Origin of the sequence: uncultured Acinetobacter sp., from assembly GCF_947626835.1 — a bacterium.
GTDB lineage: Bacteria > Pseudomonadota > Gammaproteobacteria > Pseudomonadales > Moraxellaceae > Acinetobacter.
In genome coordinates, this window is the sequence record NZ_CANQTS010000044.1 from 1 (window position 1) to 12,536 (window position 12,536).

Here is a 12,536-nt window from a genome sequence, read left to right on the forward strand (position 1 = left end):
ATTTTGTGTGTAGGCTTCTTCATTTGGAAATTATATCGCTGAAAAACCCTTTACAGATAGGTTTGTGCAACAAAGCCTTTTTGTACAAAAAATCTCGCTTTTTCAAATGTTTTACCTAAAATAGATCGCATTTAAGAATGCGGGCATGAAGCAATGCAAAAATTTTGGCTGTGGGGAGCTGTATTGGCAGCAATGGGGTTTGCAGCAGTGAGTGGTATGCACTTAACATCAGCACCACAAGCCTATCCGCGTCAAATTGTGCCAGCACAAGAGCCGGGAAAATTTAGAGTGTTGCCTTATTTACAACATCCCACCAGCGATGCAATGAGTATTTTATGGTTGAGTGAAAAAAATGCCATTGCTGAGTTGGAAGTTGAAGGTGTGGGTTATTTTTATTCTACGCCTGAATTGGCAACAGCCTTAGTCTATTCAGAAGCTGAAAAAAAATATATTCATAGTGAGCAAAATTTTGGACAATTGCATGCTGATCTAGCCAAAGATACTTTACCTACACTGCCGTATCGGCATCGTATTCGTGTGACTGGTTTAGCCGCTAATCAAGAGTATACTTATCATGTACGTCAGGCAGGTCAAGCCACTTTTACTGCGCGTTTTAAAACAGCTCCCCATGTCGCTCAAGCCAGTCATATTCGTTTTGTAGTGATGTCGGATATGGAAACTCAACCTGAGTCGACCGGTCATTTTGCAACATGGGGACAATCTGACCCCAAGCAGCCTTTGGCGACCACGCATGAGAGCCTAAAGCGCCCTTATTTGCTCGATCAAACCACAGGCTATCAACAAACCTTAAAAGCAGCGGCTGAATTTTCACCAGATTTATGTCTGATTGCAGGTGATTTAACAGCCAAAGGCGGCCGACAATTAGATTGGGATGAGTTTTGGCGTCATGCAGCAGGAGTGTGGGGGCAATTGGCTAGTCAAACGGTAATTTTACCTGTAATGGGCAATCATGATCTGTATTGGCATCCTGAGCAAGATACGCCTTATCATGCCGCGGCAGTACAGCGTGCTTATCAAAAATGGCAAAGCTATTGGGAAGTGCCTGATAATCAAGCTAATTTAGCCACTGCAAAGGGGCGTTATTATCGTATTGATTATGGTCCAGTGAGCATTATTAGCTTAGATTCCACCAATGGTGATGATCAAGATGTCACAAAAGACACCAATTTGTTGCTGAATGGGCAAGCGGCAGGGGTGCCAGATTTCAATCCTAGTTCTGAGCAATGGCAATGGGCCGAGCAGCAATTAAAGGATGCACAGGCCAAGGGTCAAATTATTTTTGTGCAATGGCACCATATGGCCTATGGCACAGGGCTACATAGCTTAGCCTCAGGTTGGGCGGGAATTGAGCGTGGGCAAGATAAACATTCAGGGCAAGCCATGCGTGTCTATCATCCTTTAATGCATCAATATGGCGTGGTTGCGGTGTTTTCAGGTCACAATGAGCTATTGGAAACGCTACAACTAGATGGTGTGCAATATTGGGATGTGGGTTTTTCAGGTGATGGTTTACGTGGACCGGGTGCGCGCCCTATGACCAATGACATGCCTTTTGATTATTTACCACAACATGCCAAACCCACGCATTGGAGTGCTCATGGCGATGCACCTGAAATATGGCAAGGGCAAAGGTTAATCAAAGGCGGTAAACATTATGGTTTTTTAGCGGTGAGTGTTGAGCCTATTGCTCATGCTGATGCGCGTTATAAAATCACTATGCAGCCGCATTACTCATTGCCTATCTTAGATCAAACGGGTCAATTTACTGGCAAGTTTAGCCAACTACAGTATGATAAACAGGTGAGTGTGTTGCATAAATAATTGCAGAAAATACAAACTTTTACATTATAAAAAACCAATAACTTACAATTATTTGAACACTTTATCAACAATAAGAGTAGCCGCTATGTGGCATAAAATAAAATTGATTTTAGCTGATCCTGCAAAAAGTTTATGGATTCATCCAACCCTTGGCGCCGTGTTTGCAGTGGTCTTTTCCTTAATGGCAAAATTGGGTGGCTATGTATTGCCACATGATGCTATTCCGCATATCTCGGTGGATACTTTATCGGATTTACTGAACATTATTGCCTCAAGCATGCTGGCCGTCACTACATTTTCGTTATCGATTATGGTATCTGCCTTAGCTTCAAGTTCCAACAGTGCCACACCGCGTGCGCGTTTATTAATTATGGCAGATGATACCGCACGCGTGGCGATTGCTTCATTCATCGCGGCCTTTATTTATTCAGTGATTGCCAAGGTGGCTTTAAGTTTAGAGTATTACGGTCAAGCAGGACGCTTTATTTTATTTATTAGTACCATTTTGGTGTTGATGTATATCATCTTTACTTTAATTCGTTGGGTGCATACTTTATCGCAATTGGGCTCATTAGGAGATGCTTTGCAACGTATTGAAAAGGTGGCATCAAGCACTTTGGCGACCTATCGTGCACAGCCCAATTTAGGTGCAACTCATGCCTTACCAACCACAGCCCCTGATTTTGAAGTGCTCAGTTCAGCAACCGCTTATATCTCTGATTTAGATTTAGCGGCTTTAAATGACATTGCAGCAACGCATCAATTACATGTGCATATTCCAGAACGTCCGGGTAAATTTATGGCCCGTGATGTGCCGGTATTACAAGTCTATGCTCAACAAGCATTAGATGCAGACACCGTAACCAACATTAAACAGCAACTTGGTGCGTGTGTCTTACAAGAAGCCAATCGTCGTTATCCACAAGATCCACGTTTGGGTTTGTTGGTGATGAGTGAAGTGGGGCAACGTGCCATGTCTGCGGCCACCAATGACCCTGCCACAGCCATTAGTGTACTCAATGCCTTAACGCGTGTCATTGTCGATACTCAAGCATCAAGCGATGATTTAACTGAGTTTAAACATTTAAGCATAAGCCCAATGGATGAGGGGGCTTGGATTAAAAGTGTTTTTGCACCGATTGCGCGTGACTCGGTGAGTAATTTAGAAATTAATCAACGTTTGTTGAAATGTTTAGGTTTGATTGCACAACATGCGCCAGAGCCTGCTTTACGCCAAGCAGCACAGGACGAAGCCGAAGAAATCTTAAAACGCTGCTTAAAGAATTTTGCCGAAGCACTTGATCAACAAAGAATCCAAGAGTGTTTTAATGAGGCGTTTACAAAAACCCCCTGAATGATCAGGGGGGATATTTAAGCTTTAACAATTAACACTGGTAAGGGCGATTGCGTGAGCACATGTTGTGCCACGCTGCCCAACATGAGTTTTTGTAAACCTGTGCGACCATGTGAACCCATCATAATTAAATCAGCGCCCACTTCATCTGCCACATGAATAATACCCTCTGATGGGCTCATACCACGAATTAGTTTGATATTGACCTTTAAACCATCGCGTTCTAAGTTGGCTTTAATTTCATCAAGACGATTTTGTGCATTGCTCTCCGCTTGCATAAAATAATCGGTAATAGCGGGTGCAACTTTATAAAAATCCACCCCAACAAATGGGTCGACTGCAATCACACTCATAAGGGTGATTTGAGCGTTTAAATTTTGTGCTAAAAGTGCTGCTTGTTCAAAAGCAGCATAAGAGATAGGCGATTCATCAATCGCCACTAAAATATGTTGATAGGCTGTCATGGTGGTCTCTTATGCTTTAATAATCATTACAGGTAATTCAGACTGACTCAGTACGTCTTGAGCAAAACTGCCTAAGATGAATTTTTTTAAGCCAGTACGTCCATGTGAACCCATGACAATTAAATCGGCATTTAAGTCATGTGCACTTTGCGTCACACCTTCTGCTGACACCACACCCTTCATGATTTTTGTTTGCACTTTACAGCCTGCTTGTGCGGCAATGGCAGCCGCCTCAGTGAGTGCTTGTTCGGCATTGGCATGTGCTTGAATAAAATATTCTTTCATAATGGATGAAGAATAATGAAAATCTACCCCTGTAAATGGGTCTTCGGCAATTAAGCTAATTAAGGTCAATTGACTATGAAAACCTGTGGCCAATTGCGCGGCATGTTTAACTGCGGCCAAAGAAATGGCAGAACCATCTACGGGTACTAAAATATGTTGGTATGACATTGCTGTTATCCTTATAAAATTATCGTTATTGCATACTTTATACATAACATATTATTTAAATTTCAACAATAATTAGTAATTAAATTTCAAATAATTAGCGTGAAAAAATCAGATGCAAAGTCAACTAAAATACTCAAGATTTACAGGCTTTATTTTACACAACAATAAAAAACCGATGCTGTAACAACATCGGTTGCGTCTTTATCGTTTTAAAGCTTAAGCCATGATTTCTGCATGGGCCGTGGCATTGGCAAGTAATTGGTGGAGTTGTTGGCGTGCTTTAATAAAGCCATCAATGCCACCTTGTAAAAGTTGGCTGGCCATGAGGTCATGCTGCACCTCGTTTTTAAAACTCAACTCATCAATGACAACTGCATCAAGGTCAGCTGTAGCATTGCTTTGCGGGCTTAATAGGCGCGGTACATCACGCTCAGTTGCTGCAAGTTGCTCTAATAAGTTTGGTGCAACGGTGAGTAAATCACAGCCTGCTAAAGCCAAGACTTGCTCAATGCTACGGAAACTAGCGCCCATTACTTCGGTTTTAACGCCGTGTTGTTTGTAGTATTGGTAAATTTGTTTGACAGATAAAACACCCGGGTCTTGTTCAATTGGGTAGTGCGCGACACCTTCGGCTTTTTTATACCAATCTAAAATTCGGCCTACAAACGGCGAAATTAAGGTCACGCCAGCATCGGCACAGGCACGTGCTTGGGCTAAACCAAACAGTAAAGTTAAATTGCAGTGAATCCCTTCAGCTTCTAATACACGCGCTGCTTGAATGCCTTCCCATGTGGAGGCAATTTTAATTAAGATGCGATCTTGCGCAATTCCGTAATCTTGATACAGGGCAAGTAACTCTTTGGCTTTGGCAATAGTCGCGTTGGTGTCATATGACAAAGCTGCATCAACTTCGGTGGATACGCGTCCGTCAATCAATTGTAAAATTTCAACGCCAAGTTTCACGGTTAAAATATCAATACTGCGTTCAATAAAAGCATCTTCTTGATAACCTTCACGGCGTGCTTGGGCAAACGCATCTTGAATCAGGGTTTGGTTGTCTGCTTGCATTGCAGCCGCAGTAATTAATGATGGATTGGTGGTTGCATCTAATGGACGTAAGGTCGCAATGGCATTTAAATCACCACTGTCGGCAACAATGGTGGTGAACTGTTGAAGTTGTGCTAAGGCTGTTTGTTTCATTGCTTTAATTCTTTATTGATTGACCCTGTAGCTTTGTTATATAGCAAAAAATGTGTCTTTGCCAAGCCTGTAGCACAGCATTTATTTCAATTAAAGTAGATTTTTTCGGCAATTTTGTATGTGTTGGATTAAAAATTGTGCAGCTTGACCTAAAAAACGATCACTGCGCCACACCATATCCATGAAATAGGTGAGCTGTGGGCTAAAGTCACACAGCGGTAAAATCTTCAGTTGTGCCGCCAAATGTGGGTGTTCATGCAACATTTGGAGGGGCAATATTCCCCAACCTAAGCCTTGTAAAATTAAACGACAGGCTGAGTCATGGTGGTCGGTGTGCCAGACGTCTTTAGAATAACTCAGTTCAGGTAGACGTTCACGATCACGACTGGCAACCACAATTTGTCGATGCTGTTGTAAGCTATTCAGTCCAATCGCCTGTTGCTGTGCCAAAGCATGTGAGACCGCTGCCACAGGCACCAAGGTTTGTGGTTCGACTTCCACAAATTGTTCACCACTTTGTAACTGTTCACGTTCAAACATAAACGCTAACTGGGCACGCCCACTGTCAAGCAGTTGCACGGCATCTTCTTGCGGAGAATTTAAAATATTGATTTTAACGCTTGGAAAAGCATGTGCCACCTGTGCCACATAATGCGGCCAATTGCTATATTGCAGCTCGGACACCACAGCAATAGTCAGTTCCGCTTCTACACCTTGACTTAATGCTTGAGCGTATTGTTGCCATGCTTGCAAATCAACCAACAGGTGTAATGCTTTTTGATACAGATGTTGGGCCGCAAGGGTTGGGATGGGTTCACGCCCCACACGGTCAAACAAAGTTAAGTTAAGGTCAATTTCTAAATTGGCAATGGCCATACTCACCGCAGAGGGGACTTTGCCCAATTGGCGTGCCGCTGCAGAAAAAGAACCACATTCCATTACGGTTTTAAACAGCATTAACTGGTCTTGGTTTAAGTTCATGGATGATCTATCAATAAAATTGAAATGATCTGACTTTATTCATCAGAGTTAAACACATAGTATGCCTGATATTCAGTGATTAGCGGGATGTATCAGCATGTGGTTGTCAAAACGTAGAATTGTGCACGCATTAACTTATGAAGTGATTTTATTGTTGATGATTGCACTGGCATTAAGTTTTATTTTTGAATTGCCTTTAGAGTTAACGGGTGGTTTAGGAATTGCCATGGCCATTACTTCGGTGCTATGGAATATGCTGTTTAACCATTATTTTGAAAAATTTGAAGCAAAACGTGGTCTTATCCGTACAGTAAAGGTGCGTATTTTACATGCCATTGGTTTTGAGGGTGGTTTAATGTTAGCCACCATTCCTATGGTTGCTTATGCATTACAGATTAACTTGTGGCAAGCAATTCTAATGGATTTTGCCATGACCTTATGTATTTTGGTATATACCTTTATTTTTCAGTGGGTCTATGATCATATTGAAGCGCGGTTTTTTGCTACACAATACAGTCATTAAAAAAAGCACCCTTTAAAGGGTGCTTTTTTATAGTTACTTTTCAACAATTGCCGTGACACCTTGACCACCAGCGGCACAGATAGAAATTAAAGCGCGACCAGAACCTCGTTGAGCAATCTGTTTAGCAGCAGTGGCTAAAATACGCCCACCTGTAGCTGCAAAAGGATGACCTGCTGCTAAAGATGAACCATTGACATTGAGTTTACGACGATCAATGCTGCCTAAAGGGGCATCTAAGCCTAAACGCTGTTGGCAGAAGGTCGGATCTTCCCATGCTTTTAAGGTAGATAAAACTTGTGCGGCAAAAGCTTCATGGATTTCATAAAAATCAAAATCTTGTAAAGTTAAATTGGCACGTTGCAACATGCGAGGTAGCGCATAAGCAGGCGCCATCAGTAAGCCTTCTTTTTTATTGATAAAATCAACCGCAGCTGTTTCGCTAAAACTTAAATAAGCCAAGATTTCGTGTCCATTGGCTTTGGCCCATTCTTCTGAGGCAAGTAACACACACGATGCACCATCGGTCAGGGGCGTAGAATTTCCTGCGGTCATGGTACGCGTATCGCCTTGACCAAACGTGGTTTTGAGTTTCGCCAATTGCTCAACGCTTGAATCTGGGCGTAGGTTATTGTCACGCTCAAGTCCTAAAAATGGGGTAACCAGATCATCAAAGAAACATTGTTCATAGGCCGCATGCATTTTTTGATGCGAGCTGGCAGCCAGTTCATCTTGAGCTTCACGCGAGATGCCCCATTCTAAAGTGGTTAAGGCTTGATGATCCCCCATAGACAGACCTGTACGTGGTTCGCCATTACGTGGGGCATCCATTAAATCTTTCACATTAATTTTAGTTAAGGCCTGTAAACGGGCTTTGGTACTTTTGGCAATGCTCAGCTCAAGTAAAGCTTTACGTAAGCCATCGCCTAAGGCAATTGGGGCATCAGATGTGGTGTCAACTCCACCTGCAATCCCCACTTCAATTTGTCCTAAAGCAATTTTATTGGCCACTTGAAAGGCCGCTTGTAAGCCTGTAGCACAGGCGTGTTGTAGATCATAGGCAGGGGTTTCAGGCGCAAGTTGAGTATTGAGCACGCATTCACGCGTCATATTAAAATCACGGCTATGTTTTAATACAGCACCGGCTGCTACTTCACCCAAACGCTGTCCTTGTAGGCCAAAGCGGTTAACTAAACCATTTAAAGCTGCTGTGAGCATATCTATATTGGTGGCTTTAAAATAAGCACCGTTTGAGCGTGCAAAAGGAATACGATTGCCACCTAAAATAGCCACACGGCGGATATTATTTTGTGTCATAGAAATTGTCCTAACAAGAAAAAGCGCATGGCGAAGTTATAAAGCTGCCCAAAGTCGCTGTGGTTGTTATTTTGCTTGACCTTAACATACTCTAAAGGTCAATAGCTTGACTATATGAATCACTGTTTTTGGGGCAAGCTTAGGTCATCAAATTGTAAGCTGGCGTATCCTCGATGTGAAAAATATAGATATTTTGTCCCATACATGCTTAATATCGTGCTAAAGAATAAATCAATTTAACATCGATACGATGCGAGAGAATTATCATGACCGATCAATATCAAAATTTTTCTCATTCTCCTCTGGGTCAATTTTTCACCAAAAATTTAGGTTTACCACAACCGCCAAAATTACAACGTTTTGAAAGAGCTACACCAGTTTTAGAAGGTGCGGTGTTGTTTGGTGCTGCAGCCAATAGTATTTTTGTGGCTGGCATCTCTCAGGTATTGGCCAATATTCATGCCAATAGCTATGCAGGCAATAACCCAAAATTACAACAGCTTGCTGCGCGTGTGGGCTTAAATTTAGGTGCTTTTAATGCCGGTGATAAAGAATCAAAATTTAAAGCGTTGATATTTGATGCATCCGGTATTGCGCAGAGTCAAGATTTACAACAGCTGTATGCATTTTTTCAACCGCTGATGCGACAAGTGTCTGCTTCAGGACGCGTGGTGGTGGTGGGTTTAAATCCTCAGCAGGCCAAGACTGTTGCTCAAGCCACTGCGCAACGTGCTTTACAAGGCTTTGTAAAATCCTTAGCCAAAGAGTTGAAAAAAGGTATTACCGCACAATTACTCTATGTTGACCCAGATGCAGAAGACAATATGGAGTCAAGTTTACGTTTTGTTCTGTCGCCACGTTCTGCCTATGTATCAGGGCAAGTCCTTTATATACAACACGCGCAAGTGCAACATATGGATTGGCAGCAACCACTGTTGGGTAAAACAGCGCTGGTTACCGGTGCAAGTCGTGGGATTGGCGCTGCGATTGCACAGGTGTTAGCCCGTGATGGTGCTCATGTGATTTGCCTAGACATTCCAGCTCAACAGCAAGACTTACAAGCCATCGCCAATCAGATTCAAGGTTCAGCCTTGGCTTTAGATATTAGTCAAGCCAACGCTGGTATGCAGATTTTAGCTGCTGCCCAAAGTCAGGGTGGGTTAGATATTATTGTGCATAACGCTGGCATTACCCGTGATAAAACTTTGGCCAATATGCCACAGCAGGCTTGGGATGTGGTGCTTGACATTAATCTGAATGCGATTGAGCGTATCAACCATCATTTACTCAGTCATCAAGGTTTAAATGCACAGGCACGCATAGTATGTATTTCTTCAATTTCAGGCATTGCCGGCAATATGGGGCAGAGCAATTATGCCACCTCTAAAGCCGGTGTGATCGGTCTAGTAGAGTATACTGCACCTACCTTAACCCAAGGCATGACCATTAATGCAGTCGCCCCCGGTTTTATTGAAACCCAAATGACCGCCACTATTCCGTTTGCCATTCGTGAGGCAGGCCGACGCATGAACGCCATGAGCCAAGCTGGTTTACCTATAGATGTTGCCGAAGCGATTGCATTTTTTGCCCAACCGGCATCGGGTGGCTTAAATGGCAATGTATTACGGGTGTGTGGACAAAGTATTTTGGGTGCTTAACCTATTGCAAGGAAGATAATTATGATGACACGGCATTTTCAGCACTTGCCTAAAGCGTATGTGGCGTATCCTAAGCTAATGCAAGCAATGCTTAAAAAAAACAGCCATCAACCGCTATTGCCTGAACTTGAGTATGTGGTGGATCAGCTTCAGATATATGCAAAACATTTGCGCCGTTATCAAAATTTGACCGGTTTTGCCACTACGCAACAGGTGCCGGCATTGTATATGGCGATGTTATCGCAAAGTTTACAAATGCACATGATGAGCGTGGCAGAATTTCCTTTTCAAGTGTTAGGCTTGGTGCACATTGCCAATCAGCTTGAGCAGTTGCGTCCAGTATTGGCACATGAAGTGATGCAATTGTCATGTCGTTTTGGGACGCTTGCGCCACATGCCAAAGGATTGGCGTTTGATTTTATCACTGAAGTTAAAATTGACCATCAAGTGGTTATTCGCGCACGTAGCCGATATTTATATTTGCAAAAAGGTGGCTCGCGTGCTCATAAAGCCGCTGACGCTTTGCAAGATGTGTATTTGCCCAAAGATGAGTGGCAAGTGGCAGAAAATATTGGCCGCCAATATGCCTTGCATTCGGGCGATTTTAACTTCATTCATTTGCATCGCTTGAGTGCCAAAGCCTTTGGTTTTAAGCGCGCCATTGCTCATGGCATGTGGAGCAAGGCACAAGTTCTATCTCGGTTAGAACTTCCCAATGCTTATTGTGTGGATGTTGAGTTTAAAAAGCCGATCTATTTGCCATCACGGGTGGAATTACTGACTGCGCAAAATGGCAACTTGGCTTTTTTATTGCGTAATACCCAAGATCATCAACCACATATCACTGGAATATTGAGTGAAATATAAACCAAAATAGATGTGCATGCTGCATCATTATGCTATCTTGTTGGCGTTGATTTAATGGGTCAAGCCGCATGAAAAAGCCGATTCTTATTCCGTTGTTTGCAAGTTCTATGCTGTTGGTGGGTGGATGTGAGGGAACAACGACCACACAAGATAGCAGTGCGATGCAACAAAAAGTTCAACAAGCGCAGTGGGTGGGCAGCTATCAAGGCACCACGCCGTGCTTAGCCTGTATTTCACGTTGTCCTGAGTGTCCAGGTATGGCGGTTGATTTAACTTTAAATCAAGACATGACCTATACCTTACGCCGTGAAAGTCTAAGCGGACATAACGAGATTGAAACTTTAACAGGGGTGATGCGTTTTTATGATGAGGCACAAACCCAATTAGAATTGGTCAATGTAAAAAGCCGTAATTTACTGGTAGTTGATACCAAAAATAAACTGCTTGAAATTCGTGAAGATCTAACCGGCAATCCTTATGTGGCAGTGGATGATTTTACCTTAGAGCAACCCACCAAAGCACATTCTTAAAGGTGACTCAGGCTGATCAGCGATCAGCCTTTTTATTGGCGCTCGGTGATGATCTGATTCACTAATGCGGTAAAAAACAGTATGCTAGTCGCTGCAAGAAGGAGCATACATGTATCAAGTATTGGCGCGTAAATATCGCCCGCGTAATTTCAATCAATTGGTCGGTCAAAACCATGTCTCACGCGCACTCACCAGTGCCTTAGAACGTGGCCGTCTGCATCATGCGTATTTATTTACCGGAACGCGTGGCGTGGGTAAAACCACCATTGCCCGTATTTTAGCCAAATGCTTAAACTGCGAAACAGGCGTGACCTCAACACCGTGTGAAGTCTGTCCAACCTGTGTGGCAGTCAATGAAGGTCGTTTTATTGATTTAATTGAAATTGATGCTGCATCACGCACCAAAGTTGAAGATACCCGTGAATTATTAGACAACGTCCCTTATGCACCTACCCAAGGTCGTTTTAAAGTCTATTTAATTGACGAAGTGCATATGCTCTCAACGCACTCGTTTAATGCCTTATTAAAAACCTTAGAAGAACCTCCTGAGCACGTCAAATTTTTATTTGCCACCACCGATCCCCAAAAATTACCGATTACAGTGATTTCGCGTTGTTTGCAATTTACCTTACGACCTTTGGCTGTGGATGAAATTACCGACCATTTAGGCGAGATTTTAGCCCAAGAAGATATTCACTTTGATCAAGATGCATTGTGGCAAATTGCTGAGTCGGCGCAGGGTTCAGTGCGTGATGCCTTGTCCTTAACCGATCAAGCGATTGCCTATGGTCAAGGTGCAGTTCGTCATCAAGATGTCAAAGAGATGCTGGGGCTAATTGATCGCAGCATTATTTATGATCTGTTACTGGCGATTCATCAAAATCGATCTGAACGGGTCAGTCAGTTGTTATTACAATTTAGACAACAAGCTTTAGATGTATCACAAGTTTTAGATCAATTGATTTCAACCCTACATGAATTGGCCATGTTGCAATATTTACCTGAACTGGCTTTGAAATATAGCAACGAAATTAATCAAAAAATTACCCAATTGTCTAAATTAATTGGTGCGGCTGATTTACAGTTGTATTACCAAATTGCCTGTAAAGGACGCGCTGAGTTGCAATGGGCAGTGACCCAAGAGCAAGGCTTTGAAATGTGTGTGCTACGTTTATTGGCCTTTCGTCCTATGCAGCCGCATGAAGTGTTGGTATCTCATGTAGAGAATCCTACTCAGACCTTGCAGCCTTTATTGGCAGATCAAGTTAAACTTTCTGTGGAATCTGTGGAATCTGTGGAATCTGTGGAATCTGTGGAATCTGTGGAATCTGTGGAATCTGTGGAATCTGT

General features: G+C 42.8%; 11 protein-coding genes and 1 pseudogene. 7 read left to right on the forward strand and 5 right to left on the reverse strand.

Annotated elements, in window-relative coordinates; all coding sequences use genetic code 11:
• Window positions 1–153: 153 nt before the first annotated feature.
• Both Q0Z55_RS11980 and Q0Z55_RS11985 read left to right on the forward strand, forming a co-directional pair.
• Window positions 154–1,842, forward strand: a complete 1,689-nt coding sequence (locus Q0Z55_RS11980; protein ID WP_297429021.1) for a metallophosphoesterase — start codon at window positions 154–156, stop codon at window positions 1,840–1,842.
• 85 nt (window positions 1,843–1,927) lie between these two features.
• Window positions 1,928–3,196 carry a DUF2254 family protein gene (locus Q0Z55_RS11985; RefSeq protein WP_297429024.1) on the forward strand — a complete coding sequence of 423 codons (1,269 nt, stop codon included), beginning with the start codon at window positions 1,928–1,930 and terminating at the stop codon, window positions 3,194–3,196.
• Between the two features lie 17 nt (window positions 3,197–3,213).
• Here Q0Z55_RS11985 and Q0Z55_RS11990 read toward each other — a convergent pair whose 3' ends face one another.
• The 4 genes from Q0Z55_RS11990 to Q0Z55_RS12005 all read right to left on the reverse strand — a co-directional run bounded on the left by Q0Z55_RS11990 (window position 3,214) and on the right by Q0Z55_RS12005 (window position 6,294).
• Window positions 3,214–3,660: a universal stress protein gene (locus Q0Z55_RS11990; RefSeq protein WP_297429027.1), complete on the reverse strand. Its 447-nt coding sequence runs from the start codon at window positions 3,658–3,660 to the stop codon at window positions 3,214–3,216.
• Window positions 3,661–3,669: 9 nt separating this feature from the next.
• Complete coding sequence (locus Q0Z55_RS11995; protein WP_297429030.1) at window positions 3,670–4,113, reverse strand: universal stress protein; 444 nt, start codon at window positions 4,111–4,113, stop codon at window positions 3,670–3,672.
• A 216-nt stretch (window positions 4,114–4,329) separates the two neighbouring features.
• Entirely contained in the window at window positions 4,330–5,313 is a 984-nt protein-coding gene (gene tal, locus Q0Z55_RS12000; protein WP_297429033.1) for a transaldolase, read from the reverse strand.
• A 90-nt stretch (window positions 5,314–5,403) separates the two neighbouring features.
• On the reverse strand, window positions 5,404–6,294 hold the full coding sequence (locus Q0Z55_RS12005; protein ID WP_297429035.1) for a LysR family transcriptional regulator: 891 nt from the start codon (window positions 6,292–6,294) through the stop codon (window positions 5,404–5,406).
• 97 nt (window positions 6,295–6,391) lie between these two features.
• Here Q0Z55_RS12005 and aceI point away from each other — a divergent pair, with 97 nt between their 5' ends.
• A complete protein-coding gene (aceI, locus tag Q0Z55_RS12010; protein WP_297429039.1) occupies window positions 6,392–6,817 on the forward strand; it encodes a chlorhexidine efflux PACE transporter AceI in 426 nt (141 codons plus the stop codon).
• A gap of 33 nt (window positions 6,818–6,850) precedes the next feature.
• Here aceI and Q0Z55_RS12015 read toward each other — a convergent pair.
• Window positions 6,851–8,134, reverse strand: a pseudogene (locus tag Q0Z55_RS12015) (acetyl-CoA C-acetyltransferase); the annotation flags it as partial.
• 263 nt (window positions 8,135–8,397) lie between these two features.
• Between Q0Z55_RS12015 and Q0Z55_RS12020 the strand changes: the two are divergent.
• The 4 genes from Q0Z55_RS12020 to dnaX all read left to right on the forward strand — a co-directional run.
• Complete coding sequence (locus tag Q0Z55_RS12020; RefSeq protein ID WP_297429042.1) at window positions 8,398–9,789, forward strand: 3-oxoacyl-ACP reductase; 1,392 nt, start codon at window positions 8,398–8,400, stop codon at window positions 9,787–9,789.
• Window positions 9,790–9,810: 21 nt separating this feature from the next.
• Complete coding sequence (locus Q0Z55_RS12025; RefSeq protein ID WP_297429045.1) at window positions 9,811–10,656, forward strand: MaoC/PaaZ C-terminal domain-containing protein; 846 nt, start codon at window positions 9,811–9,813, stop codon at window positions 10,654–10,656.
• Between the two features lie 68 nt (window positions 10,657–10,724).
• Window positions 10,725–11,186, forward strand: a complete 462-nt coding sequence (locus Q0Z55_RS12030) for a copper resistance protein NlpE N-terminal domain-containing protein (protein WP_297429047.1) — start codon at window positions 10,725–10,727, stop codon at window positions 11,184–11,186.
• 109 nt (window positions 11,187–11,295) lie between these two features.
• Window positions 11,296–12,536 (forward strand): DNA polymerase III subunit gamma/tau (dnaX, locus tag Q0Z55_RS12035; protein WP_297429050.1); only part of this gene is annotated, 1,241 nt, incomplete at its 3' end.